The sequence below is a fragment of the Pigmentiphaga soli genome (assembly GCF_039541095.1).
Taxonomy (GTDB): Bacteria; Pseudomonadota; Gammaproteobacteria; order Burkholderiales; family Burkholderiaceae_B; genus Pigmentiphaga; species Pigmentiphaga soli.
Window position 1 is genome coordinate 95,372 of sequence record NZ_BAABFO010000008.1, and the last position, 23,609, is coordinate 118,980.

At 69.4% G+C, this 23,609-nt stretch carries 25 protein-coding genes; 19 read left to right on the forward strand and 6 right to left on the reverse strand.

The genetic code is table 11. The features are described from left to right. Window positions 1-38 precede the first annotated feature (38 nt). From hisC to ABD927_RS10260, 6 genes are all read left to right on the forward strand, one after another. Complete coding sequence (hisC, locus tag ABD927_RS10235; protein ID WP_345248958.1) at window positions 39-1,172, forward strand: histidinol-phosphate transaminase; 1,134 nt, start codon at window positions 39-41, stop codon at window positions 1,170-1,172. A gap of 106 nt (window positions 1,173-1,278) precedes the next feature. Then, window positions 1,279-2,169: a prephenate dehydrogenase gene (locus ABD927_RS10240; RefSeq protein WP_345249196.1), complete on the forward strand. Its 891-nt coding sequence runs from the start codon at window positions 1,279-1,281 to the stop codon at window positions 2,167-2,169. Then, complete coding sequence (gene aroA, locus ABD927_RS10245) at window positions 2,166-3,518, forward strand: 3-phosphoshikimate 1-carboxyvinyltransferase (RefSeq protein WP_345248960.1); 1,353 nt, start codon at window positions 2,166-2,168, stop codon at window positions 3,516-3,518. The genes ABD927_RS10240 and aroA overlap by 4 nt, the downstream gene beginning before the upstream one ends. 9 nt (window positions 3,519-3,527) lie before the next feature. Beyond that, complete coding sequence (cmk, locus tag ABD927_RS10250) at window positions 3,528-4,190, forward strand: (d)CMP kinase (RefSeq protein ID WP_425570235.1); 663 nt, start codon at window positions 3,528-3,530, stop codon at window positions 4,188-4,190. Window positions 4,191-4,316: 126 nt separating this feature from the next. After that, window positions 4,317-6,029 carry a 30S ribosomal protein S1 gene (gene rpsA / locus ABD927_RS10255; protein ID WP_345248964.1) on the forward strand — a complete coding sequence of 571 codons (1,713 nt, stop codon included), beginning with the start codon at window positions 4,317-4,319 and terminating at the stop codon, window positions 6,027-6,029. 133 nt (window positions 6,030-6,162) lie between these two features. Beyond that, a complete protein-coding gene (locus tag ABD927_RS10260) occupies window positions 6,163-6,465 on the forward strand; it encodes an integration host factor subunit beta (protein ID WP_345249199.1) in 303 nt (100 codons plus the stop codon). 77 nt (window positions 6,466-6,542) lie between these two features. Here ABD927_RS10260 and ABD927_RS10265 read toward each other — a convergent pair whose 3' ends face one another. Both ABD927_RS10265 and ABD927_RS10270 read right to left on the reverse strand, forming a co-directional pair. Continuing rightward, window positions 6,543-7,505 carry a Bug family tripartite tricarboxylate transporter substrate binding protein gene (locus ABD927_RS10265; RefSeq protein WP_345248966.1) on the reverse strand — a complete coding sequence of 321 codons (963 nt, stop codon included), beginning with the start codon at window positions 7,503-7,505 and terminating at the stop codon, window positions 6,543-6,545. A 58-nt stretch (window positions 7,506-7,563) separates the two neighbouring features. Continuing rightward, on the reverse strand, window positions 7,564-8,484 hold the full coding sequence (locus tag ABD927_RS10270; protein WP_345248968.1) for a phosphosulfolactate synthase: 921 nt from the start codon (window positions 8,482-8,484) through the stop codon (window positions 7,564-7,566). 92 nt (window positions 8,485-8,576) lie between these two features. Here ABD927_RS10270 and ABD927_RS10275 point away from each other — a divergent pair, with 92 nt between their 5' ends. The 7 genes from ABD927_RS10275 (at window position 8,577) to rfaD (ending at window position 13,864) form a co-directional block, all read left to right on the forward strand. Beyond that, window positions 8,577-9,482 carry a LysR substrate-binding domain-containing protein gene (locus ABD927_RS10275; RefSeq protein ID WP_345248970.1) on the forward strand — a complete coding sequence of 302 codons (906 nt, stop codon included), beginning with the start codon at window positions 8,577-8,579 and terminating at the stop codon, window positions 9,480-9,482. A gap of 93 nt (window positions 9,483-9,575) precedes the next feature. Then, the gene (locus tag ABD927_RS10280) at window positions 9,576-9,824 is read left to right on the forward strand and encodes a type II toxin-antitoxin system Phd/YefM family antitoxin (RefSeq protein WP_345248972.1); all 249 of its coding nucleotides are present in this window, start codon (window positions 9,576-9,578) and stop codon (window positions 9,822-9,824) included. Further along, entirely contained in the window at window positions 9,821-10,207 is a 387-nt protein-coding gene (locus ABD927_RS10285) for a type II toxin-antitoxin system VapC family toxin (protein ID WP_345248974.1), read from the forward strand. Before ABD927_RS10280 ends, ABD927_RS10285 begins: the two co-directional genes overlap by 4 nt. A gap of 84 nt (window positions 10,208-10,291) precedes the next feature. Continuing rightward, window positions 10,292-10,618 carry a LapA family protein gene (locus ABD927_RS10290; protein WP_345248976.1) on the forward strand — a complete coding sequence of 109 codons (327 nt, stop codon included), beginning with the start codon at window positions 10,292-10,294 and terminating at the stop codon, window positions 10,616-10,618. A gap of 12 nt (window positions 10,619-10,630) precedes the next feature. Beyond that, window positions 10,631-11,866 (forward strand): lipopolysaccharide assembly protein LapB, encoded by a 1,236-nt coding sequence (gene lapB / locus ABD927_RS10295; RefSeq protein WP_345248978.1) that lies wholly within the window; start codon window positions 10,631-10,633, stop codon window positions 11,864-11,866. After that, window positions 11,859-12,863, forward strand: a complete 1,005-nt coding sequence (gene rfaE1 / locus ABD927_RS10300) for a D-glycero-beta-D-manno-heptose-7-phosphate kinase (RefSeq protein ID WP_345248980.1) — start codon at window positions 11,859-11,861, stop codon at window positions 12,861-12,863. The genes lapB and rfaE1 overlap by 8 nt, the downstream gene beginning before the upstream one ends. Further along, window positions 12,860-13,864 (forward strand): ADP-glyceromanno-heptose 6-epimerase, encoded by a 1,005-nt coding sequence (gene rfaD / locus ABD927_RS10305; protein ID WP_345248982.1) that lies wholly within the window; start codon window positions 12,860-12,862, stop codon window positions 13,862-13,864. The genes rfaE1 and rfaD overlap by 4 nt, the downstream gene beginning before the upstream one ends. 40 nt (window positions 13,865-13,904) lie before the next feature. Here the strand turns inward: rfaD and ABD927_RS10310 are convergent, their stop codons facing one another. From ABD927_RS10310 to ABD927_RS10320, 3 genes are read right to left on the reverse strand one after another with little or no spacing between them, the layout of a single operon-like run. Further along, the gene (locus tag ABD927_RS10310; RefSeq protein ID WP_345248984.1) at window positions 13,905-14,885 is read right to left on the reverse strand and encodes a Bug family tripartite tricarboxylate transporter substrate binding protein; all 981 of its coding nucleotides are present in this window, start codon (window positions 14,883-14,885) and stop codon (window positions 13,905-13,907) included. Between the two features lie 45 nt (window positions 14,886-14,930). Beyond that, the gene (locus tag ABD927_RS10315; protein WP_345248986.1) at window positions 14,931-15,332 is read right to left on the reverse strand and encodes a MaoC family dehydratase; all 402 of its coding nucleotides are present in this window, start codon (window positions 15,330-15,332) and stop codon (window positions 14,931-14,933) included. Further along, on the reverse strand, window positions 15,319-15,777 hold the full coding sequence (locus tag ABD927_RS10320) for a MaoC family dehydratase (protein ID WP_345248987.1): 459 nt from the start codon (window positions 15,775-15,777) through the stop codon (window positions 15,319-15,321). Before ABD927_RS10320 ends, ABD927_RS10315 begins: the two co-directional genes overlap by 14 nt. A gap of 265 nt (window positions 15,778-16,042) precedes the next feature. On the opposite strand from ABD927_RS10320, the gene ABD927_RS10325 reads away from it, so the two are divergent. Both ABD927_RS10325 and cysM read left to right on the forward strand, forming a co-directional pair. Continuing rightward, window positions 16,043-16,582 (forward strand): ComEA family DNA-binding protein, encoded by a 540-nt coding sequence (locus ABD927_RS10325; RefSeq protein ID WP_345248989.1) that lies wholly within the window; start codon window positions 16,043-16,045, stop codon window positions 16,580-16,582. Between the two features lie 154 nt (window positions 16,583-16,736). Beyond that, window positions 16,737-17,642: a cysteine synthase CysM gene (cysM, locus tag ABD927_RS10330; protein ID WP_345248991.1), complete on the forward strand. Its 906-nt coding sequence runs from the start codon at window positions 16,737-16,739 to the stop codon at window positions 17,640-17,642. A 16-nt stretch (window positions 17,643-17,658) separates the two neighbouring features. Here cysM and mltB read toward each other — a convergent pair whose 3' ends face one another. Beyond that, window positions 17,659-18,819 (reverse strand): lytic murein transglycosylase B, encoded by a 1,161-nt coding sequence (gene mltB, locus ABD927_RS10335; protein ID WP_345248993.1) that lies wholly within the window; start codon window positions 18,817-18,819, stop codon window positions 17,659-17,661. 144 nt (window positions 18,820-18,963) lie between these two features. Here mltB and ABD927_RS10340 point away from each other — a divergent pair, with 144 nt between their 5' ends. From ABD927_RS10340 to ABD927_RS10355, 4 genes are all read left to right on the forward strand, one after another. Further along, a complete protein-coding gene (locus tag ABD927_RS10340) occupies window positions 18,964-19,884 on the forward strand; it encodes a histone deacetylase family protein (RefSeq protein ID WP_345248995.1) in 921 nt (306 codons plus the stop codon). A gap of 206 nt (window positions 19,885-20,090) precedes the next feature. Beyond that, the gene (locus ABD927_RS10345; RefSeq protein ID WP_345248997.1) at window positions 20,091-20,840 is read left to right on the forward strand and encodes an electron transfer flavoprotein subunit beta/FixA family protein; all 750 of its coding nucleotides are present in this window, start codon (window positions 20,091-20,093) and stop codon (window positions 20,838-20,840) included. A gap of 1 nt (window position 20,841) precedes the next feature. Then, on the forward strand, window positions 20,842-21,771 hold the full coding sequence (locus tag ABD927_RS10350) for an electron transfer flavoprotein subunit alpha/FixB family protein (protein WP_345248999.1): 930 nt from the start codon (window positions 20,842-20,844) through the stop codon (window positions 21,769-21,771). 34 nt (window positions 21,772-21,805) lie between these two features. After that, window positions 21,806-23,605, forward strand: a complete 1,800-nt coding sequence (locus tag ABD927_RS10355; RefSeq protein WP_345249001.1) for an acyl-CoA dehydrogenase — start codon at window positions 21,806-21,808, stop codon at window positions 23,603-23,605. The last annotated feature ends 4 nt before the right edge of the window (window positions 23,606-23,609 follow it).

A 23,609-nucleotide genomic window follows, 5' to 3' on the forward strand; every position in this document is an offset into this window, starting at 1 on the left:
CCAGCCGGGCGATCCTCCACGAGAATGAGTGAGATCCTATGACCGCCGTTTCCGACCAGGCCGCCGACGCGCTGCCGGCCCCTGCCCATATCCGCGCGCTGGCCGCCTACCAGGCGGGCAAGCCGATTTCCGAACTGGCGCGCGAGTTCGGGCTCGACCCCGCGAAGATCGTCAAGCTGGCCTCCAACGAGAACCCGCTCGGCGTGCCGGATTCGGCGCGCGCGGCGATGGCGCAGGCGGCGGCCGACCTGGGCCGCTATCCCGACCCGAACGGCTTCGAGCTGAAGGCGGTGCTGGCCGGGCACTACGGCGTGCCGGCGGAGTGGATCACGCTGGGCAACGGCTCCAACGACATCCTCGAACTGGCGGCGCGCGCCTTCCTGGAGCCCGGCAAGTCGGCCGTCTATTCGCAGTATGCGTTCGCGGTCTACCGGCTCGCCACCCAGGCCGCCGGCGCCCGCCACATCATGGTGCCGGCGCGCGACTACGGCCACGACCTGGACGCCATGCTGGCCGCGATCCAGGCCGACACCCAGGTGCTGTTCATCGCCAATCCCAACAATCCCACCGGCACCTTCCGGCCGGCGGCCGAGGTCGAGCGCTTCCTGGAGGGCGTTCATGCCGCCCACGGCGAGCGCGTGGTGGTGGTGCTGGACGAGGCCTACAACGAATTCCTGGCGCCCGAGCTGCGCGTGGATTCGGCGGCCTGGGTGCGCCGCTTCCCGAACCTGATCGTGTCGCGCACCTTTTCCAAAGCCTACGGCCTGGCCGGGCTGCGGCTCGGCTTCGCAATGGCGCAGCCGCGCGCGACCGACCTGCTCAACCGCGTGCGCCAGCCGTTCAACACCAATTCGATGGCGCAGGCCGCGGCGATCGCCGCGCTGCGCGACCGCGAATTCCTGGAGCGCAGCTACGAGGTCAACCGCGCCGGCTACCGCCAGCTGACCGAAGGGCTGGCCGCGCTCGGGCTCGAATTCGTGCCCAGCTTCGGCAACTTCGTGCTGACCCGCGTGGGCGACGCCGCCCGCATCAACCTGGAACTGCTCAAGCGCGGGGTGATCGTGCGGCCCGTCGTGGGCGACGGGCTGCCTGAATTCCTGCGCATCTCCATCGGCCTGCCCGAAGAGAACGCCATCTTCCTGGCCGCCCTGAAAGCGGTGCTTTCGGCATGATGGGGCCGGTTCGACGGAGGGCGCTCCGGTGAGCGCCGGCGGGGGGGCCGGCGCTTCGACCGAAGCAGGGACGGGGAGCGCGGCGAGGGCAGGCGCCGCCGTCAATATCCCGGTGCTGGCCGTGGCCGGCGTCGGGCTCATCGGCGGCTCGTTCGCCGCGGCGCTGCGGCGCGCCGGCGCGGTGGGCCGGGTGCTGGGCGTCGGCCGGCGCCCGGAAACGCTGGCGCGCGCCCGCGAACTGGGCCTGATCGACGAGGCGGTGAGTGCGGCCGAGGCGGCCGCGCGCGCCGATCTGCTGCTGCTTTCGGTGCCGGTGGGCGCCACCGGCCAGATGCTGGAGGCGCTGGCGCCGCACCTGCGCGCCGACGCCATCGTTACCGACGCCGGCAGCACCAAGCAGGACGTGGTGGCGGCCGCGCGCGCGGCGCTGGGCGCGCGCATCGGCCAGTTCGTGCCGGGCCACCCGATCGCCGGCAGCGAGCGCAGCGGCCCCGACGCGGCGCACGCGACGTTGTACGATAGGCGCACGGTGATCCTGACGCCGCTGCCCGAAAACCAGGCGGCCCAGGTCGCCCGCGTGCGCGACGCCTGGCAGGCGTGCGGCGCGCTGGTGCGGCAGATGCCGGCCGACACCCACGATACCGCGCTCGGCTCGGTCAGCCACTTGCCGCACCTGCTGGCCTTCGCCTACATGGCGCAGGTGGCCGGCGCCGCCGACGCCGCGCTGCGCCTGGACCTGGCCGGCAGCGGCTTTCGCGATTTCACCCGCATCGCCGGCGGCTCGCCCGACATGTGGCGCGACATCTTCCTCGCCAACCGCCGGGCGGTGCTGGACGAAGCGGCGCAGGTGCGGCGCACGCTCGAAGCCTTCGAAACCGCCATCCGCGAGGGCGACGCCGACATCCTCGGCGCGCTGATCCGCGCGGCGTCGCAGGCGCGCCACCGTTGGGAGGCCGGCCTGCGCGGGGCGGCCGATTCGACCGATAATCAGGAATGACCCGCCCGACCATGCAGACTGCCGCCAAGCCCGGCCATCCGCCCCATATCGACCTGCCCGCCGCGCGCAGCGCGCGCGGCAGCGTCGCGCTGCCCGGCTCCAAGAGCATTTCCAACCGCGTGCTGCTGCTGGCCGCGCTGGCCGGCGGCGCCACGCAGCTGGAGGGCCTGCTGGATTCCGACGACACGCGGGTCATGCTGGCGGCGCTGCGCGCGCTGGGCGTGCAGGTGGTCGACGGCGCGGACGACGGCCAGGCCGAGGTAACCGGGTCCGGCCGTTTCCCCGTGCGCCGGGCCGACCTGTTCCTCGGCAACGCCGGCACCGCCTTCCGCCCGCTGACGGCGGCGCTGGCCATGATGGGCGGCGACTACCGCCTGAGCGGCGTGCCGCGCATGCACGAACGGCCGATCGGCGACCTGGTCGACGCGCTGCGCATGCTCGGCGCCCGCATCGACTACGAAGGCCAGCCCGGCTATCCGCCGCTGCGCATCGGCACCGGCCGGCTCGCCGCCGGCGCGCCGGTGCGCGTCAAGGGCTCGGTATCGAGCCAGTTCCTGACCGCGCTGCTGCTGGCCGCGCCGCTGGCCACCGCGGCCACCGGCGCCGATTTCGTCATCGACGTCGACGGCGACCTGATTTCCAAGCCCTACGTCGACATGACGCTGAACCTGATGGCCCGCTTCGGCGTGGCCGTGGCGCGCGAGGGCTGGCGGCGCTTCGCGGTGCCGGCCGGCGCCGCCTACCGCTCGCCCGGCCGCATCCTGGTCGAGGGCGACGCCTCGTCGGCCTCCTACTTCCTGGCGCTGGGCGCCATCGGCGGCGGCCCGGTGCGGGTGACCGGCGTGGGCCGCGACAGCATCCAGGGCGATGTGGCCTTCGCGCAAACCCTGCAGGAGATGGGCGCGCGGATCGGCTACGGCCCCGACTGGATCGAGGCCAGCGGCCCGCGCGTGGCCGACGGCGGGCGCCTGCGCGCGTTCGACGCCGACTTCAACCTGATCCCCGACGCGGCGATGACGGCCGCCGTGCTGGCGCTGTACGCCGACGGCCCGTGCCGGCTGCGCAACATCGGCAGCTGGCGGGTGAAGGAAACCGACCGCATCCACGCGATGCAGACCGAATTGCAGAAACTGGGGGCCGACGTGGCCGCCACCGCCGACAGCCTGGTGGTGACGCCGCCGGTGCGCTGGCGGCCGGCCGCCATCGGCACCTGGGACGACCACCGCATGGCGATGTGCTTCTCCCTGGCCACGTTCGGCGGCGTGGGGGTGCGCATCCTGGATCCGGGCTGCGTCAGCAAGACCTTCCCGTCGTATTTCGACGTCTACGCCGGCCTGGTGCAGGCTTAGCCGATGAATATGACCGCTCACGTGCCCGTCATCGCCATCGACGGCCCCACGGCCTCCGGCAAGGGAACGATCGCTACCCGGCTGGCCGCGGAACTCGGCTGGCACGTGCTCGACAGCGGCGCCCTCTACCGGCTGACCGCGCTGGCCTGCCTGCGGCGCGGCATCGGCGCCGCCGACGTGGCCGCCGCGGCGGCCGCCGCCAGGGGGCTTGACGTACGCTTCGGCGCCCGCATCTACTTGGAGGGCGAAGACGTCACCGACGCCATCCGCGACGAGGCCGTGGGCGACCTGGCCTCGCGGGTGGCGGCCCTGCAGCCGGTGCGCGACGCGTTGCTGGCCCGCCAGCGCGCGTTCCGCGAGCCGGCCGGCCTGGTGGCCGATGGCCGCGACATGGGCACGGTGGTGTTCCCCGATGCCGACCTGAAGGTGTTCCTGGTGGCCAGCGCCCGCGCGCGCGCCGAAAGACGCTATAAGCAGTTGATCGAAAAGGGTTTTTCGGCTAACCTTGATACCCTTTTGCGCGATCTGGAAGCGCGCGATGCGCGCGATGCCCAGCGCGCCAGCGCACCGCTCGTTGCGGCGCCCGATGCGCTCAAGCTCGATTCCTCCGACCTGACGATCGACCAGACGGTGGCGCAAGTCCTGGCATGGTGGCGCGCCCGGTCCGCATAGTCCCGCAGCAAGCATGTATTTGAATTTGGCCCTCAGCAATGAGGTTGTTCGACTCCACCGACTGGGTGGTCAGAGGACGAATGTCTCGTCCGCCCCCACGAAGTGCGTAACCCGGTAACACAGACAATGTCTTCGGTTCCTCAAACCCCCGCCTCCGGCGAAGAAAGTTTTGCAGCGCTGTTCGAAGAGAGCATCAAACGCCAGGAAATGAAATCCGGCGAAGTCATCACCGCCGAGGTGGTGCGTATCGACCACAATTTCGTCGTGGTCAACGCAGGCCTGAAGTCCGAAGCGCTGATCCCGATCGAAGAATTCCTGAATGACAAGGGCGAGCTCGAAGTGTCCGAAGGCGATTTCGTCTCGGTCGCGATCGACGCCCTCGAAAACGGCTACGGCGACACCGTGCTGTCGCGCGACCGCGCCAAGCGCCTGGCTGCCTGGCTGCAGCTCGAGCAGGCGCTGGAGTCGGGCGACCTGGTCACCGGCACCATCACCGGCAAGGTCAAGGGCGGCCTGACGGTCATGACCAACGCGATCCGCGCCTTCCTGCCGGGTTCGCTGGTCGACCTGCGTCCCGTCAAGGACACCACCCCGTACGAAGGCAAGACCCTCGAATTCAAGGTCATCAAGCTCGACCGCAAGCGCAACAACGTGGTGCTGTCGCGCCGCGCCGTGCTCGAGGCCAACATGGGCGAAGAGCGCCAGAAGCTGCTGGAAACCCTGCACGAAGGCGCGATCGTCAACGGCGTGGTCAAGAACATCACCGACTACGGCGCGTTCGTCGACCTGGGCGGCATCGACGGCCTGCTGCACATCACCGACCTGGCCTGGCGCCGCGTGCGCCACCCGTCGGAAGTGCTCAGCGTCGGCCAGGAAATCCAGGCCAAGGTGCTGAAGTTCGACCAGGAAAAGAACCGCGTGTCGCTGGGCGTCAAGCAGCTCGGCGAAGATCCGTGGGTGGGCCTGGCGCGCCGCTATCCGCAGGGCACCCGCCTGTTCGGCAAGGTCACCAACCTGACCGACTACGGCGCCTTCGTCGAGGTCGAGGCCGGCATCGAAGGCTTGGTCCACGTGTCCGAAATGGACTGGACCAACAAGAACGTCGATCCGAAGAAGGTCGTCACGCTGGGCGACGAAGTCGAAGTCATGGTGCTCGAGATCGACGAAGACCGCCGCCGCATCTCGCTGGGCATGAAGCAGTGCCGCCCGAACCCGTGGGAAGAGTTCGCGATCAACCACAAGCGCGGCGACCGCGTGCGTGGCGCCATCAAGTCGATCACCGACTTCGGCGTGTTCGTCGGCCTGCCCGGCGGCATCGACGGCCTGGTCCACCTGTCCGACCTGTCGTGGAGCGAGTCCGGCGAGGAAGCCGTGCGCAACTTCAAGAAGGGCGACGAGGTCGACGCGGTCGTGCTCGGCATCGACACCGAGAAGGAACGCATCTCGCTGGGCATCAAGCAGCTGGAAGGCGACCCGTTCACCAACTTCGTCGCCACGCACGACAAGGGCGCGGTGGTGCAGGGCACCGTCAAGTCGGTCGAGCCCAAGGGCGCCGTGGTCACGCTGTCGGTCGACGTCGAAGGCTATCTGCGCGCTTCCGAAATCTCGCAGGGCCGCGTGGAAGACGCTTCCACCGTGATCAAGGCCGGCGACAACATCGACGCCATGATCCTCAACATCGACCGCAAGACGCGTTCGATCCAGCTGTCGATCAAGGCCAAGGACAACGCCGAGACGGCCGAAGCCATCCAGCGCATGTCGGACGCCAGCGCCTCGTCGGGTACCACGAACCTGGGTGCCCTGCTCAAGGCCAAGCTGGACCAGCGCGAAAGTAACTGACCCCCCTACGCGCTTCGCGCGCCCCCAGGGGGCGATGCCTGCGGACCGGCGGAGCCGGATCCGCGGCATCCTGGGTGGGGTGGCGATGGGCGGGGCAGCGGCGCATAGCGCCATGGAAGATTGCATGAAATCCATGACGAAGTCCGAACTGATCGGCCGCCTGGCCGCCCGCTATCCCCAGCTGGTGGCCAAGGATGCCGACTATGCCGTCAAGACCATCCTCGATGCGATGGCGCAGTCCCTTTCCGAAGGGCATCGCATCGAGATCCGCGGCTTCGGCAGCTTCTCGCTGTCGCAGCGCCCGCCGCGCATCGGCCGCAATCCCAAGTCCGGCGAACGCGTGCTGGTGCCCGAAAAGCGGGTGCCGCACTTCAAGGCCGGCAAGGAATTGCGCGAGCGCGTCGACATGCAGGACGAAGGGCCGGCCGACGCATAGCCGGTCCGTCATGCCGTGAACCCCGCCGGTGGCAACGCTGGCGGGGTTTTTTCTTGTCCGCGCGCGGTACCTGGGCGCTATTCCAGCTTCACATCGGCGGCCTGGATGACCTTCTTCCACTTCTCGTAGTCGCTCTTTATCCGCTGTGCGAACGCCTGCGGGCTGGCGCTGAGAGGCTCGGCGCCTTCGGTGGCCAGGCGCTTCTTTACGTCGGGCATTTCGATCGCCTTGCGGATTTCGGCATTGAGGCGGGTGACGATCGGTTCCGGCGTGCCGCGCGGCGCGAACACGCCGTACCAGACGATGACTTCGAAGCCCGGCAGGCCCGATTCCGATACGGTGGGCAACTCGGGGAACAGGGACGATCGTTCCAGGCTGGTGACCGCGAGCGGCTTGATCTGCTGCGCCTGGATCGCCCCCAGCAGCGAGGGGATGTTGGCGATCAGGATGTGCACGTCGCCGCGGGTCAGCCCCAGCAAGGCGGGGGCCGAGCCCTTGTACGGCACGTGGGTGGCCTGGATGTTGGCCTGCATCTTGAACAGCTCGCCGGCAAGATGGTGCGACGTGCCAGCGCCGGCCGACCCGAAGTTCACGCTGCCCGGCTTCTGTTTGGCCAGCGCGATGAGTTCCTGCACGGAAGACACGGGCAGCGTTTTCGGTACCGCCAGGATGCTCGGCGTCGATCCGATCAGGCTGACGGGCGCCAGATCGGTCAGCGGATTGGTCGCCAGGTTGGTGTACAGGCTCGGGTTCAGGCTGATCGTGCTGATCGAGCCGAGCATCAGCGTATAGCCGTCCGGCGCGGCGCGGGCCGCAATGTCGGTGCCGAGCGTGCCGCCGGCGCCCGGCTTGTTCTCGACCGCCACCGGCTGGCCCAGGCTGCGGGTCAGCTTCTCGGCGATCAGGCGCGCCATGATGTCGGTGCCGCCGCCTGGCGTGAACGGCACGATCAGGGTCAGAGGCCGCGACGGGTAGGCGTCCGCCGCCAGGGCGCCGCCGGCCCAGAGGGCGAGCAGGCCGATCCACAGCTTGTGCTTCATGGTTGTCTCCTCTCTTTTATTGCCTGCTGCCGTCCGCCGCGGACTGGCCGCTCATCGTTCAGCGCTGCAGTGCCTCGGCCCACCAGGCGTAGTCCGCCGGGCGGCCTTCTTCGTATGCCCGGATCCACGGGTAATCGCCGGCCCGGCCGAAGCCGTGGACCGGGTGGCTGCCCGAGCGCAGCGCCTCCAGATAGCCGAGTTCCTCGAGCCGCGCGTTGCCGATGTTCACTTCGGTGCCGAACAGCGTCACCAGCCAGAACTGCAGCACGCGGCGATTGAGCAAGGGGCGCAGCGACGAGACCTCGAACATGATGCGCTCCGGTCCGATTTCCCGTGCCACCCGCATTACCTGTTCGGTGCCACGGTGCCGCTTGGCCAGCAGTTCCGCGGGTTCTTCGCCCATGACGCGGCGCAGAAGATGGCCTTCCCAGTACACGCGTTCGGCGCCGGCATCGAGCAGCGCGCGGAATTCGCGGATGGTGGCAGCTTCATCGATTTCATCCTCGCTGCGGCGGGTGGCGTCAGCATCGTGGAATTTCTTGCCTACTTCGCCGAATACCGCGAAGCCGAGTTTCCGGGCCTGCCCGATCAGGTCGGCTTCCTGGTCCAGATCGCGCTCGGCGCCGGTGGCGGTGCCCGAGATCTCGATCACGTTGAAGCCCAGGTCGGCCAGGCGCGGCATCACTTCGCGTTCGATGCCCTGCAGCCGGGCCACTTCCATGAAGATGCCGCCGGGCTGGACGCGCACGTCGTGGCGACGGTAGGCCTCGATCTTGCGCCGGATTTCCCGCTCCGGGGCACGCAGATGAGGATCCCACAGTTTGACGACGTCGAGGTAGGCGCCGTACTGGTCCAGCATGCCTTCCACGAAGGATACGGGCCAGCCATTGTCCATCACCATCGTCAGGCCGCGATCGCGAGGCTTGGCCGAGCGCTCCTGCCATGCGATCCCGAGAAATTGCTGAAGCGTCTTTTCCATGGCGTCTCCGATTCGGTTTTCGTGCTGGCACTGTATTTCTTGTTTACGATGCAGTCCAAGAATAAAATCGGATGGATCGATTCAGTTCCCGCATGAAAATGAAGCTTCATGAGCTACAGTCGGTGCGTGCCGTCGTCGCCGCCGGCTTCCGCGTGACGGCGGCGGCGGAACACGCGCATACCTCCCAGCCCGGGATCAGCCGGCACGTGCAGAACGTCGAGGCCGAACTCGGGGTGGAACTGTTCGAGCGTCGCCGCAACCGGTTCGTGGGTTTGACGGCCGCCGGCCGCGCCTTGATACCCCTGATCCAGCGCACCCTGGACCAGCTCGAAGGCCTGCACCGGGTGGCCGAAGGCTTTGCAGCGGGCGAGCGGGGCAGCGTCACCGTCGCCACTTCCCATACCCATGCGCGATACCTGCTGCCGCCGGTGATCGAAGCCTTCATCCAGCAATACCCGGGGGTAAGCCTGACCCTGCTCCAGGGCTACGGCGCGCAGGTCGTGGGCTGGCTGAACTCGGGCGAAGCCGATCTTTCCGTTTCCACGGCACCGGCGCAGCCGCCCGCTTCACTGTCCTTCCATCCCATCGGCGAGATCCACCGCGTGGTCCTGGCCAAGCCGGGCCATCCGCTGCTCGGCCAGGAGAACCCTTCGCTGCAAGACCTGGCCGCCTATCCGATCATCACCTACGGGCCCGAATACGGGGCCTACGCGCAGATCATGAAGATTTTCGAGGCGGCCTCGCTCACGCCCACCATCGCGCTCAGCACCAGCGACACCGATACCATCAAGACCTACGCGTCCTGCGGCCTGGGCATCGCCATCCTGGCCGATTCCGCGTTCGAACCGGAGCGCGACGAGGGCTTGCGCGCCCTCGACGTCCGGCACTTGTTTCCATCCAGCACGGTCTTCGTCGGCCTGAGCCGCGAACGGCCCCTTACCCCGCACGTGGCGCGGCTGGCGCAATTGCTGCGCGTCGACCTGGAGGATCCGATGTAGGGCCGGCGCGGCTGCCACGCAAACGTGCCGTTGATTTCCATCATTAGCCAGACTAGACTAGACCATACCCGCCTCGATAGGAAGGAGTCCGCCATGCAGCCAGTCAACATGCTGCAAGCCAAGTCGTCGCTTTCCCGCCTTGTGGAGGACATCGAAACGGGACGCGAGCGGGAAATCGTCATCGCCCGCAACGGACGTCCGGTCGCCAAGCTGGTACCCATCGATGCGGCGCCGGTGGAGCGCCGCCTCGGTATTGCCAAGGGCGAATTCGAGGTGCCCGACTCTATCGACGCCCATAATGACGAAGTCGGGCGGCTATTTACGGGGGGGCGGCGGTCTTGAACCTGCTGCTCGACACCCATATCGCCCTGTGGGCCATCACCGATAGCCCCAGGCTGCCTGCTATTGCGCGCGACCTGATTATGGCGCCGTCGGCCGCGATATGGATCAGCGCCGCGACCCTATGGGAAATTTCCATCAAGCACTCGCTGGGGCGGGGCGACATGCCGGTTTCAGGGCGCCAGGCGATGCGTTATTTCCGTGATTCGGGTTACCGTTTACTGGCCATCGGCGCCGAGCACGCCATCGCCGTCGAAGAGCTGCCCGCATACCACCAGGACCCATTCGACCGCATCCTGGTCGCCCAGGCCCTGACCGAATCGATGCGCCTGGTGACGCACGATGTCCAGGTCGCTCGCTATAGCGATGCCATTCTGAAAGTTTGAAAAGCCTGGCGGGCCCGTGGCCGGACCGGTCGCCGCGCGCCAGCATACAATCGCGTCATCGTTCATTTCCCGGGGAGACCTCCAATGCGATACCTCGTATGGGTACTGCGGCTGCTGGTGTTCGTCGTCGTCCTGCTGTTCGCGCTCAAGAACACCGAGAAGGTGAACGTTTTTTTCTTCGCCGACCAGTTCATCAGCGAAGTGCCGCTGATCGTGGTGATGCTGGGCAGCTTCGTGGTCGGCACGGTATTCGGGCTGCTGCTGACGGTGCCGGGCGTGCTGCGCCGGCGCCGCGAGACGGCCACGCTGCGGCGCGAGCTGGAGCGCGCCCGCGCCGCGGCGGCCGACCGCGCGCAGGCGGCCGATACCGCGCCGTCGCCCGACGTGCTGGTTCCCATCACCCCGATGTAAGGCCGCGCCATCGTGGATTTCGAACCCTGGTGGCTGATCGCCATCCCGATCCTGTTCGGCCTGGGCTGGATCGCGGCCCGCGTCGACATCCGGCAGATGCTGTCGGAGAACCGCAGCCTGCCCGACTCCTATTTCCGCGGCCTGAATTTCCTCCTCAACGAGCAGCATGACCGCGCCATCGACGCCTTCATCGAAGTCGCCAAGCTCGATCCCGAAACCACCGAGCTGCACTTCGCGCTCGGCAGCCTGTTCCGGCGGCGCGGCGAGATCGAGCGCGCCATCCGCGTGCACCAGAACCTGCTGCAGCGTGCCGACCTGCCGTCGGCCCAGCGCGAGCATGCGCTGAACGAGCTGGCGCAGGACTACCTGCGGGCCGGCATGCTGGACCGCGCCGAGGCGGCGTTCGAACAGCTCAAGCCCACGCGCTATGCGCCCGACGCGCTGCGCGCGCTGATCCGCATCCATGAAACCGAGCGCGACTGGCCGCGCGCCATCCAGGCGGTACAGGCCTTGCAGGGACTGATCGACGAGCCGGTGCCGCAGGCGGTGCATTTCCACTGCGAAGAGGCGCTGGCCGCGCTCAACGCGCCGGTGCCCGACCTGGACGCAGCCCACGCGGCGCTCGACGCGGCCACCCACGCTTCGATCCAGTCGCAGCAGGGCAGCGATGCCGTGCCCCACGTGCGGATCGCGATGATGCGGGCCGACCTGGCGCTGCGCGAGGGCGACCTGCGCGCCCAGCGCCTGCACCTGGAATCCATCCTGGCCGCGCACCCCAGCTACGCCGGGCTGGTGGCGGACCAGCTGCTGGCCAATCATCGCGCCGACGGCACCGAGAACCAGGCGCTCGACCAACTGGAAGCCCATTACCAGCGCTTTCCGTCGCTCGACCTGTTCAACGCGATTTTCCAGGCCCAGCGCACGCTGCGCGGCCTGCCGCAGGCGTGGGCTTTCGCCCGCGCCGCCCTGCAGCGCAATCCCTCGCTGCTCGGCCTGGACCGCCTGCTGGAAGCCCGCATCGCCAGCCACGGCGCCCCGGTGCAGGTGGCCGGCGGCGAGCCCGACGCCTGGCTGCCGCTGGACGACGCAACGCTGATGCGCAGCCTGATCCACAAGCACACCCAGCGGCTCGACCGCTATGCCTGCAGCGCCTGCGGCTTCAAGGCCCGGCGCTTCCATTGGCAATGCCCCGGCTGCAACGCCTGGGAAACCTACTCGCCCAAACGTCTGGAAGAATTGGATGCCTGATCCCGCGACCGTTGCCGGCCAAGTCCTCCCGTCCGACGCGCAGCGCGGCGCCGCCCGCGTGCTGGTCGTCGGCGACGTCATGCTGGACCGCTACTGGTTCGGCGAAGTCCACCGCATATCGCCCGAGGCGCCGGTGCCGGTGGTGCACGTGTCGCGCAGCGAAGACCGCCTTGGGGGCGCGGCCAACGTCGCCCGCAATGCCGCGGCGCTCGGCGCCCAGGTCACGCTGGTCGGCATCGTCGGCAACGACGAGTCGGGGGCCACCATCGCCCGCCTGTGCGCCCAGGCCGGCGTGCGCGCGGAACTGGTGGCCGATGCGTCGGTTCCCACCACGATGAAGATGCGCGTGCTGGGCAGGCAGCAGCAGCTGCTGCGGGTCGATTTCGAACAGGCGCCGGCGCCCGCCGTGCTGGACGAGGTCGAGCGCGCGTTCGCCCGGCTGGTGGCGGCGCACGACGTGGTGGTGCTGTCGGACTACGCCAAGGGCGTGCTCGGCAGCGTCGAACGGCTGGTGACGCTGGCCCGCGAACACGGCCGCGTGACGCTGGTCGATCCCAAGGGCGACGACTACGCACGCTATCGCGGCGCCACCGTGGTCACGCCCAACCAGTCCGAGATGCGCGACGCGGTGGGCCGCTGGCGCGACGAGGACGACCTGGCCGCGCGCGCCCAGCGCCTGCGCGAAACCCTGGAGCTGGAAGCCCTGCTGGTCACCCGTTCCGAGCACGGCATGACGCTCTATACCGCCGAGGGGCGCGACCACGTGGGGTCGCAGGCCCGCGAAGTGTTCGACGTGTCGGGCGCAGGAGACACGGTAATCGCCACGCTGGCCGTGATGCGCGCTGCCGGGCTCGACCTGCACAGCGCCATGCGCTGGGCCAACCTGGCCGGCGGCGTGGTGGTCGGCAAGCTGGGCACCTCCATCGTCACGCCGGCCGAGCTCGACGCGGCTTCCCAGGACTGGGCCGGCCCGCATAGCGCAAGGAGCGCATCATGATCATCGTCACCGGCGCCGCCGGCTTCATCGGCAGCAATCTGGTCAAGGCGCTCAACCGCCGCGGCGAGCGCGACATCATCGCGGTGGACGATCTGCTGCAAGGCGACAAGTTCGTCAACCTGGCCGATTGCGAGATCGCCGACTATCTCGACAAGGATGATTTCCGCCGCCGCGTGGCGGCCGGCTCGCTGCCCGCCGTCGATGCCATCCTGCACCAGGGGGCGTGCTCGGACACCACCGAGCGCGACGGCCGTTTCATGCTCGACAACAATTACCGCGTCACGCTGGAGCTGTTCGAGTACGCGCAGGCGCGCCGCCTGCCGTTCATCTACGCGTCGTCGGCCGCGGTGTACGGCGCCGGCCCCGTCTATGCCGAGGATCCGCGCAACGAGCGCCCGCTCAACGTGTACGGCTATTCCAAATTCCTGTTCGACCAGGTGCTGCGGCGCCGGCTGGCCGCGTTGACGGCGCCGGTGGTGGGACTGCGCTACTTCAACGTGTACGGGCCGCGCGAGCAGCACAAGGGGCGCATGGCGTCGGTGGCCTTCCACAACATGAACCAGTTCCTGGCCGAGGGCCACGTGCGCCTGTTCGGCGGCTGGGACGGCTATGCCGACGGCGGCCAGCAGCGCGATTTCATCTCGGTGCACGACGCCGTGGCGGTCAACCTGCACTTCCTCGACAAGGGCGGGCCGTCGGGCATCTACAACTGCGGCACGGGCCGCGCCCAGCCGTTCAACGACGTGGCGCAGGCGGTGGTCAACACGCTGCGCCAGTTGCGCGGCGAAGCGGCGCTGCCGCTGGACCAGCTGGTGGCGCAAGGGCTGATCCGCTACGTGCCGTTTCCCGACGACCTGAAAGGCCGCTACCAGAGCTTCACCCAGGCCGACGCCAGCCAGCTGGCCGCCGCCGGCTATGCCGCGCCGATGCGCGATGTGCAGACAGGCGTGGCCGAGTACGTGCGCGAACTGCACGGGCAGGGGAGCGGGGCGGGCGCCTAGCCGGCCGCACAGGGTTGGCCGGATGCGCCGCGGGATGGCGCTAGGAAGCCTTTTTCAGGCCGGCCTTCTCGATGATCTGCTCGTTCTGCTTCATCTCGGTCCGGATCATGTCCCCCAGCGCCGCGGCAGACCCGCCGCCCGGCTCGATGCCCTGGCCTTCGAGCGCGCGGCGCACGCCGGCATCCTTGAGCACGCGGTTGACCGCCTCGTTCAGCGTGGCGATGGTTGCGGGCGGCGTGCCCGCCGGCGCCATCACCGCGTACCAGCTCGAACGGTGAAAGCCTTTCAGGCCCAGTTCGTCCAGCGTCGGCAGCTCGGGCATGAAGGCGGTGCGCTGCAGCGTGGTGACGGCCAGCGCGCGCACCTTGCCGGCCTGCACCAGCGGCAGGGCCGAGGTGGCGGCCGGGAAGCTGACCTGTATCTCGCCCGACATGGTGGCGTTGGCCGCCTGCGCGCCGCCCTTGTACGGAATATGGGCCATGGGCGTGCCCGACATCATGGAAAACAGCTCGCCCGCCAGATGGGGCGAGGTGCCGACGCCCGAGGAACCGAAGTTGAGCTTGCCCGGCGCCGACTTGCCGTAGGCGACCAGTTCGGCCACCGTCCTGGCCGGCACTGCCGGATGGACCACCAGCACGAACGGCGAAATGCCGAGGAAGGCCACCGGCACCAGGTCTTTCTGGAAGTCGTAGGAAAGATCGTCGCGCAGCAGGGGCTGGACGAGCTCGCCGGCGCTGATCACGAGCAAGGTGTAGCCGTCGGCCGGCGCCTTGGCCACCGATCCCACGGCGATGACGCCGCTGCCGCCGGGCTTGTTCTCCACCACCGCGGCCTGGCCGAGATCGTTGCCGAGCGCCTGCGCCACGACCCGCGCCGCGGTGTCGGCGCCGCCGCCGGCGGCATAACCCACGACCAGGCGCAGGGGCCGGGACGGATAGGCGTCGGCCGCCCGCGCCGTTGCGATGCAGGCGGTGGCCGCGAGCGCCGGACACAGCAGGGACAGCTTTGCGACGATGTGCATGAGTTCTCCTCCTTTTTTCGGCCGGCCTTGCTTTCCGTTCGCGGTTCAGGCGAGCCAGGCACTGGCGGTGCCGGTCGTGACCACTTCCCCGTTTCGGTTTTCCAGCCATACCTTGCAGTGCTGGCGCGCCCGGCCGTCTTCCATGATCAGTTCGAGCATTTCGCCATGGGTGCTCAGCTCGTCGCCGGCGGATACCGGCTTGACGAAGGTCAGGGCGATCCGCCCTCCCTCCAGGTAGCCGCGCCCGAAGGTCCTGACCAGCATCTGGCCGAGGAAAGCCGCGAGCTGGCCGCCTTGCACGACGGCGCCGGCCAGGCCGACGCGCCGCGCGGCGGCGTCGTCGCCGTGGATGCCGCCGGTGCCGGAGTAGCGCATCATCTGCTCGGCGGTGATGCCGATGCGCAGCAGCGCGAATTCCTTCGCCGGGCGAGAGTCAACGTGCGTCATGGGAGGCGGGGCCGGGGGCCGGTTGGGGGATGTATTGGGTGCGCCGGTCGACCAGCACGACCCGGCCGTCCTGGTCGCGGAACGTGCCCTCCAGCGTGATGAAACGCTTGCCGCGCCGCTCGTAGCGCTCGACCAGGTGGCCGACGGCAGTGACGACGCTGCCCACCGGCAGCGGGGCATGGAAGGAAAACTCCTGCTTGGCCCGCATATTGCGGCCCACCACGCGGCCAAGGAAGTCCTGGAACAAGGCGTCCATCGCGAGCTTGGGCAGCATGTCGGGCGGCGCGACGCGGGTTCCGTAGGGCGAGTCGGCGGCCGCCCCGGCCGCGAACCAGGGGTGGGTGTCGCCGGTGGCGGCGTTGTATTCGTCGATCGCGGCGGCCGTCACCGTCAGCGTGATGCGGCCGGTTTCGGTGCCGACAGCCAGTTCTTCCCAGGGCGTCATCGATGCGTCTCCTCCTCGGCTCCGATGTTTTGTACGAATGGTACATACAATTTACGGGGCGTTTCCCCGCCGCCGCGGCATATCTCCGATGACGAGGCGTCAGCGATGGCGGGCAGTCTGGGGGAGGGCGAGGACCGCGTACGTACGTAGTACCCCGGCCTGACATTTCCCGGCGCGGACGCGGCGCGCGGCGGCGGGGCGCGGCACAGTGGCACAGCGCCCGATACGGCGCTTCGCCACCTTCGCCCTTTTTCCGGAGTCCGCCATGAATCCTTTCCTGTTTTCGACCGTCGCCACGCCCATCGTCGCCGCGCCGGCCGCGCCCCGCATCGCCTCGCGCACGAAGCCTGGCACCGCCTCGCGTACGGCGCCGGTCATCGCCTCGCGTGCCGCGCCGCGGCCCGGTGCCCGGCGCTACGCCGGCGGCCTCGCATTGGTGGCCGGCCTGGGCCTGGCCGCCGCCGGCGGCGCCGCGCCCGCGGTCGACGCCAACACCGCCAGCGCGGCGCAACTCGAATCCGTGCGCGGCATCGGGCCCAAGACGGCCGCCGACATCGTGGGCGAGCGCGACCGCGGCGGCCCATTCCACTCCTATGGCGACCTGGCCGGCCGCGTGCGCGGGCTGGGCAGCCGGCGGCTGCAGCGCCTGCGGGAGGCCGGGCTCGCGCTCGACGGCGCGGCGCCGGCCGGCCCCCGCGTCATCGTCAACACGCCGCCCGCCGTCCGCCGCGCCCCCTCGTCCACCAAGGCGCGGCCGTCCGCCAAGGCGCGGCCAGGCCGCACCGGCAGGCCAGAGCCCCGGTAGGCCCGGCGCCGGTAAGCCTGATGCCGGTAAGCCTGATGCCGGCGGGCCGGACCATGGCGGGCCGCGCCGCCGCCGGAATCCCCGCGCGCCGGGACGCCACATGGCCGCAGGGGATATCGGCTTGCGCCGATCCCCGCGGGGTTATCATTCGTCCATGAAAAGCTATCCGACCCTCGAACAGACCATCGGCAACACGCCGCTGGTCCGCCTGCAGCGCATTCCCGGCGCGGCCAACGCGGCGCGCGGCAATGTCATCCTGGGCAAGCTGGAAGGCAACAACCCGGCCGGTTCGGTCAAGGACCGCCCGGCCCTGTCGATGATCACCCGCGCCGAGGCGCGCGGCGAGATCAAGCCCGGCGATACGCTGATCGAAGCCACCAGCGGCAACACCGGCATCGGCCTGGCCCTGGTGGCCGCGATCCGCGGCTATCGCATGCTGCTCATCATGCCCGACAACCTGTCGCTGGAGCGCCGCGCGGCGATGACGGCCTACGGCGCCGAACTGATCCTGACGCCGGCTTCCGAAGGCGGCATGGAATACGCGCGCGACCTCGCCCTCAAGATGCAGGCCGAAGGCAAGGGCAAGGTGCTCGACCAGTTCGCCAATCCCGACAATCCGCTGGCGCATTTCGAGAGCACCGGCCCCGAGATCTGGCGCGACACGGGCGGCGAAGTCACCCATTTCGTCAGCGCCATGGGAACCACCGGCACCATCATGGGCGTGTCGCGCTACCTGAAGTCGCAGAACCCCGCGATCCAGGTCGTCGGCGCCCAGCCCACCGAAGGGTCGCAGATCCCCGGCATCCGCAAATGGCCGGAAGCCTACCTGCCTGCCATCTTCGACCCCGCCGCGGTCGACCGCACCGAGTCGGTCAGCCAGGCCGACGCCGAGGCCATGGCCCGCCGGCTGGCGGCCGAAGAGGGCATCTTCGCCGGCATCTCATCGGCCGGCGCGCTGGTCGCCGCGCTGCGCGTGGCCGAAGAACTCAGCAACGCCACGATCGTCTTCATCGTCTGCGACCGCGGCGACCGCTATCTGTCGACCGGCGTCTTCAACTGACCCTGCGCGAGGGGCATCACTCTCGCCTGCGCTGCAGTTCATCGGCGAGGTCGGCTACCGACGCCGCATAGAAATAGCTGCGGTTGTATTCGGTGATCGCGAAGAAGTTCGGCGCCGCCACCCGGTATTCGGTACGCCCGGTGGCGCCGTCGAGCAGGTCGATCACGGCCAGCGGCCAATCGCGCCATGCGGCCTCGTCGGCCCCGCGCGCGGGGCGCGCCCCGGCCGCCGCCAGGCGCGGCCAGTCCAGCGTCGGCCTGAGTCCGCCGTCCACCAGCGCCGCCGGATCGGGCGGCAGGCGCACCGGCAGGAACACCGGCTGTCCCGCCTGCCAGCCATGCCGCAGCAGGAAGCTGGCAACCGACATGATCGCGTCGTCGGGACTGTTCAGCAGGTCTATCCGGCCGTCGCCGTCGCCGTCGGCCGCGAAGCGCCGGATGCTGCCTGGCATGAACTGCGGCAGTCCGATCGCCCCCGCGTAGGAGCCGCGCACCGCCAGCGGGTCCATGCCGGTTTCATCGCACAACAGCAGGAATTGGGCGAGTTCTTCGCGGAAGAAATCGCTGCGGTCGGACCGCGCCTGCGCCGGATAATCGAAGGCCAGCGTCGAGAGCGCGTCGAGGATGCGGAAATTGCCGGTAATGCGGCCGTAGAAGGTTTCCACGCCGATGATGGCCACGATCACCGAGGCGGGCACGCCGTACTGCCGTTCGGCCTGCGCCAGCGTGCCGGCATGGTCTTCCCAGAAATCCATGCCCTCGCGGATGCGGCGGGTTTCTACGAACCGGGCGCGGTAGCGCGGCCAGCTGCGCACCGACGGCGACGACGGCGGCAGCACCAGCCGCGCCACGGTGGGCGAAAAGCGCGCCTCGCCCAGCACCGACAGCACCCGGCCGCGGTCGAGTCCACGCCGCGCCATCAGGTCGGCAAAGGCCTGGCGGGCATCGGGCGCGACCGCGGGAGCCTCGTTCACGGGCCCGGCAGCGGCAGGCGGGAGCGGCGCGGGCACGGGCGCCGGCATCGCCGGCGGCGCCTGCGGCGTGGCAGGGACCGCCCCGGGCGGCACGCCAGACATGGCCGGCGCGGCATCCGGCGTCGGCTTGCGCGCTTCGCCGGCGCAGCCCGACAGCAGCGCGGCCGCGGCGGCCAACGCGCAGGCCCGGAGCAAGACGGACAAGGGAGCCGCGGAAGGCGGCCGGAAGGCGGAGGGTCGGACGAAGGCGGAAGTGGCAGTCACGCAGGCAGGCCTTTGCTGTCGGGGGACGGATAGCGTGATGCTGCCCACTGTTCGGCCCCGGCGCAAGTCGGCCATAATGGGACCATGGCAACGCTCTATTTCACGCATCCCGCGTGCCGCCTGCACGAAATGGGCGCTTGGCACCCCGAGTCGCCGCAGCGGCTGGACGCCATTTCCGACCGGCTGCTGGCCGCCGGCGTGATGCCGCACCTGCAGCCGCGCGAGGCCCCCGCCGCCACGCGCGAGACGCTGGCGCGCGTCCACGCGCGCGCCTACCTGGAGGAACTGGAACGGCGCACGCCGGCCAGCGGCTACGAAGAGCTCGACGCCGACACCCTGCTCAACCCGCACAGCCTGGAAGCGGCGCTGCACGCGGCCGGGGCCGCCGTGGCCGCGGTCGACGCCGTGCTGGCCGGAGAGGCCGACAGCGCCTTCTGCGCCGTGCGCCCGCCGGGCCACCATGCCTGCCGCGCCCATGCGATGGGATTCTGCCTGCTCAACAACGTGGCCATCGCCGCCCGCCACGCGCTGGAACGCCACCGCCTGCAGCGCGTGCTGGTAGTGGATTTCGACGTGCACCACGGCAACGGCACGGAAGAGGCGCTGGCCGGCGACGACCGGGTGCTGATGTGCAGCTTCTTCCAGCACCCGTTCTACCCGTTCAGCGGCACCCGCGACCCGGCCCCCAACATGCTGAACCAGCCGCTGCCGGCCTATGCCGACGGCGCGGCGGTGCGCGCGCTGGTCGAGAACACATGGCTGCCGCGCATGGAAGCCTTCCGTCCGCAACTGGTGCTGGTGTCGGCCGGCTTCGACGCGCACCGCGAAGACGATCTCGGCCAGATGCGGCTGGTGGAAGCCGACTACGCCTGGATCACCGAACGGCTGGCGGCCCTGGCGGCGCGCCACGGCGCCGGCATCGTCAGCTGCCTGGAGGGGGGCTACAACCTGTCGGCGCTGGGCCGCAGCGCCACCGAACACATCCGCGCGCTGGCGGGGATCTGACCGGGCGCGCGGCCTGCCCGGCAGCGCCTGCCTATCGGAGCCGGACCAGTATTCGAAGAAGCCGGGCCAGTATTCGAATTTCCCTTGCCGGGAAGAGCCCGGCCCACTTATTACCTATAATGGGCCGTTTGCGATGTCCGCCGCCGGTACTGCGCGGGCCGGCGTCCGAATTCGTGTACATATTTATATAAAGAGAGGTAGATTGCATGAAGGTATTGGTGCCAGTCAAACGCGTGGTTGACTACAACGTCAAGGTACGCGTCAAGTCCGACCAATCGGGTGTGGACATCGCCAACGTCAAGATGTCGATGAATCCGTTCGACGAAATCGCCGTCGAAGAAGCCACGCGCCTGAAGGAAAACGGCGTCGCCACCGAAGTGATCGCGCTGTCGTGCGGCGTCTCGCAAAGCCAGGAAACCCTGCGCACCGCGATGGCCATCGGCGCCGACCGCGGCATCCTGGTCGAGACCACGGCCGAGCTGCAGCCGCTGGCCGTGGCCAAGCTGATCAAGGCGGTGGCCGAGAAGGAACAGCCCCAGCTGATCATCCTCGGCAAGCAGGCGATCGACGACGATTCCAACCAGACCGGCCAGATGGTCGCCGCGCTGCTGGGCTGGCCGCAGGCCACCTTCGCCAGCAAGATCGAGATCGCCGACGGCGTGGCCAACGTCACCCGCGAAGTCGACGGCGGCCTGGAAACGCTGGCGCTCACGCTGCCGGCCGTGGTCACCACCGACCTGCGCCTGAACGAGCCGCGCTATGTCACGCTGCCCAACATCATGAAGGCCAAGAAGAAGCCGCTGCAGACCATCAAGCCCGAAGAGCTCGGCGTCGACGTCGCGCCGCGCCTGAAGACGCTGAAGGTGGCCGAGCCGCCGGCGCGCGGCGCCGGGGTCAAGGTGCCCGACGTGGCCACGCTGGTCGACAAGCTCAAGAACGAAGCCAAGGTGATTTGACATGACGACGCTAGTCATCGCAGAACATGACAACGCGGGCATCAAGCCCTCCACCCTCAACGCCGTGACCGCCGCCGCCCGCCTGGGCGCCGACATCCACGTACTGGTCGCCGGCAGCGGCGTGCAGGGCGCCGCGCAGGCGGCCGCGCAAATCGCCGGCGTGTCCAAGGTGCTGGTGGCCGATGCCGAATCGCTGGCCGACGGCCTGGCCGAAAGCCATGCCGAACAGGTGCTGGCGCTGGCCGGCGGCTACAGCCACATCCTGTTCCCGGCCACCGCCTACGGCAAGAACATCGCCCCGCGCGTGGCCGCGCGGCTCGACGTGGCGCAGATTTCCGACATCATCGCGGTGGAGTCGGCCGACACCTTCCAGCGGCCGATCTACGCCGGCAACGCGATTGCCACGGTGCAGTCGCAGGATGCGGTCAAGGTCGCCACCGTGCGTACCACGGCCTTCGACGCCGCCCCCGCCACCGGCGGCTCGGCCGCGGTCGAAACCGTGGCCGCGGTGGGTGCGCCGGCCGGCACGCGCTTCGTCGGCCGCCAGGTCGCCAAGAGCGACCGGCCCGAGCTGACGGCGGCCAACGTGGTCGTGTCGGGCGGCCGCGGCATGGGCAGCGCCGACAACTTCAAGCTGCTCGAGCCGCTGGCCGACAAGCTGGGCGCCGCGATGGGCGCCTCGCGCGCGGCGGTCGACGCCGGCTACGCGCCGAACGACTGGCAGGTCGGGCAGACCGGCAAGGTGGTGGCGCCGCAGCTGTATGTGGCGATCGGCATTTCGGGCGCGATCCAGCACCTGGCCGGCATGAAGGATTCCAAGGTGATCGTGGCGATCAACAAGGATCCGGAAGCGCCGATCTTCGGCGTGGCCGACTACGGCCTGGTGGGCGATCTGTTCACGGTGGTGCCGGAACTGGTCAACGCGCTATAAGCGGCAACAGCAAGTAGCCCAGCGGAGGGGCGACATGGACTTCGTGGCACCGTTGCGGGACATGCGGTTCGTGCTGCACGAACTGGCAGGCCTGGACAAGGTTCGCCAGCTGCCCGGCGGCGACGACGGCGCGCCGGAGATCGTCGACGCGATCCTGGCCGAGAACGCGCGGCTGCTGCAGGAGACCGTGGCGCCGCTCAACCGCGCGGGCGACCAGCACCCCTCCACGCTGGACGCCGGGCGCGTCGCCACGCCGCCCGGCTTCAGGGAGGCCTTCCGCGGTTTCGCGCAAGGCGGCTGGCAGGGGCTGCAGCATCCCGTCGAGCTGGGCGGGCAAGGGCTGCCGAGGCTGGTGGCCGCGCCCTGCATCGAAAACCTCAACGCCGCCTGCCTGTCGTTCGCGCTGTGCCCGCTGCTGACCGACGGCGCGATCGAGGTGCTGCTGACCGCCGGCAGCGAAGCCCAGCGGCGACGCTATGTGCCGCCCATGGTCGCCGGCGACTGGACCGGCACCATGAACCTGACCGAGCCGCAAGCCGGCTCCGACCTGTCGCTGGTGCGCACCCGCGCCGAGCTGCAGGCCGACGGCAGCTACCGCCTGTTCGGCCAGAAAATCTTCATCACTTACGGCGAGCACGACCTGGCGCGCAACATCGTGCACATGGTGCTGGCCAGGCTGCCCGGCGCGCCCGAGGGCGTCAAGGGCCTGTCGCTGTTCGCGGTACCCAAATTCCTGATCGAGCCCGACGGCACGCTCGGCCGCCGCAACGACGTCTGGTGCGCGTCGCTCGAACACAAGCTCGGCATCAAGGCCAGCCCCACCGCCGAGTTGCTGTACGGCAGCGGCAAGGGCGAAGTGGGCGAGGGCGCCATCGGCGAACTGGTGGGCGAGCCCAATCGCGGGCTCGAAACCATGTTCATCATGATGAATGCCGCCCGATTCGCGGTGGGCGTGCAAGGCGTGGCGCTGGCCGAGCGCGCCACCCAGCAGGCGGTGCGCTACGCGCGCGAGCGGATCCAGAGCCGCGCGGTGGAAGGCTCGGAGGGCCCGGTCGCCATCATCCGCCATCCCGACGTGCGCCGCATGCTGATGACCATGCGCACGCTCACCGAAGCCGCGCGCGCCGTGGCCTACGTGGCGGCCGGCGCCAGCGATTTCGCGCGCCGCCATCCCGATGCCGACTGGCGCCGCCGCAACCAGGCGTTCTACGAATACATGGTGCCGATCGTGAAGGGCTTTTCCACCGAGATGGCGGTGGAAGTGGCCTCGCTGGGCGTGCAGGTGCACGGCGGCGCCGGCTTCATCGAAGAGACGGGCGCCGCGCAGCATTACCGCGACGCGCGCATCCTGTCCATCTACGAAGGCACGACCGCCATCCAGGCCAACGACCTGCTCGGCCGCAAGACGCTGCGCGACGGCGGCGCCACGGCGCGGGCCATCATCGCGGCGATGCGTGCCACCCTGGCCGAACTCGACGGTGACGACGTCGACCTGCGCGCCATCCACCGTCGCCTGGCGCCCGCGCTGGACGCCTACGAGTCGGCCGTCGACCACCTGGTCGCCAACGCCCGCAACGACGTCCAGGGCGTCTTCGCCGGCAGCGTCCCGTATCTGATGCTGGCCGGGCTGGCGCACGGCGGCTGGCAAATGGCCCGCGCCGCCATCATCTGCAAGCAGCACCTGGCCAAAGGCAACGTCGACGCCTTCTACCGCGCCAAGCTCGCCAACGCCCGCTTCTATTGCGACCACCTGCTGCCGCGCACCCAGGCGCTGCAAACGTCCATCGTCGAAGGCAGCGCCAGCGTGCTGGCGCTCGACGCCGCCATGTTCTGAATCC

Bases quoted from the DNA above. Each gene is read 5' to 3' on its own strand.
- aroA (WP_345248960.1), top strand. From the start codon at position 2,166: ATGACCCGCCCGACCATGCAGACTGCCGCCAAGCCCGGCCATCCGCCC.
- cmk (WP_425570235.1), top strand. From the start codon at position 3,528: ATGACCGCTCACGTGCCCGTCATCGCCATCGACGGCCCCACGGCCTCC.
- ABD927_RS10325 (WP_345248989.1), top strand. From the start codon at position 16,043: ATGAATCCTTTCCTGTTTTCGACCGTCGCCACGCCCATCGTCGCCGCG.
- ABD927_RS10320 (WP_345248987.1), bottom strand. From the start codon at position 15,777: ATGACGCCCTGGGAAGAACTGGCTGTCGGCACCGAAACCGGCCGCATC.
- rfaE1 (WP_345248980.1), top strand. From the start codon at position 11,859: ATGCCTGATCCCGCGACCGTTGCCGGCCAAGTCCTCCCGTCCGACGCG.
- ABD927_RS10270 (WP_345248968.1), bottom strand. From the start codon at position 8,484: ATGGAAAAGACGCTTCAGCAATTTCTCGGGATCGCATGGCAGGAGCGC.
- hisC (WP_345248958.1), top strand. From the start codon at position 39: ATGACCGCCGTTTCCGACCAGGCCGCCGACGCGCTGCCGGCCCCTGCC.
- ABD927_RS10265 (WP_345248966.1), bottom strand. From the start codon at position 7,505: ATGAAGCACAAGCTGTGGATCGGCCTGCTCGCCCTCTGGGCCGGCGGC.
- ABD927_RS10350 (WP_345248999.1), top strand. From the start codon at position 20,842: ATGACGACGCTAGTCATCGCAGAACATGACAACGCGGGCATCAAGCCC.
- ABD927_RS10290 (WP_345248976.1), top strand. From the start codon at position 10,292: ATGCGATACCTCGTATGGGTACTGCGGCTGCTGGTGTTCGTCGTCGTC.
- rpsA (WP_345248964.1), top strand. From the start codon at position 4,317: ATGTCTTCGGTTCCTCAAACCCCCGCCTCCGGCGAAGAAAGTTTTGCA.
- ABD927_RS10345 (WP_345248997.1), top strand. From the start codon at position 20,091: ATGAAGGTATTGGTGCCAGTCAAACGCGTGGTTGACTACAACGTCAAG.
- ABD927_RS10310 (WP_345248984.1), bottom strand. From the start codon at position 14,885: ATGCACATCGTCGCAAAGCTGTCCCTGCTGTGTCCGGCGCTCGCGGCC.
- cysM (WP_345248991.1), top strand. From the start codon at position 16,737: ATGAAAAGCTATCCGACCCTCGAACAGACCATCGGCAACACGCCGCTG.
- ABD927_RS10275 (WP_345248970.1), top strand. From the start codon at position 8,577: ATGAAAATGAAGCTTCATGAGCTACAGTCGGTGCGTGCCGTCGTCGCC.
- ABD927_RS10340 (WP_345248995.1), top strand. From the start codon at position 18,964: ATGGCAACGCTCTATTTCACGCATCCCGCGTGCCGCCTGCACGAAATG.
- ABD927_RS10355 (WP_345249001.1), top strand. From the start codon at position 21,806: ATGGACTTCGTGGCACCGTTGCGGGACATGCGGTTCGTGCTGCACGAA.
- ABD927_RS10315 (WP_345248986.1), bottom strand. From the start codon at position 15,332: ATGACGCACGTTGACTCTCGCCCGGCGAAGGAATTCGCGCTGCTGCGC.
- ABD927_RS10260 (WP_345249199.1), top strand. From the start codon at position 6,163: ATGACGAAGTCCGAACTGATCGGCCGCCTGGCCGCCCGCTATCCCCAG.
- ABD927_RS10280 (WP_345248972.1), top strand. From the start codon at position 9,576: ATGCAGCCAGTCAACATGCTGCAAGCCAAGTCGTCGCTTTCCCGCCTT.
- rfaD (WP_345248982.1), top strand. From the start codon at position 12,860: ATGATCATCGTCACCGGCGCCGCCGGCTTCATCGGCAGCAATCTGGTC.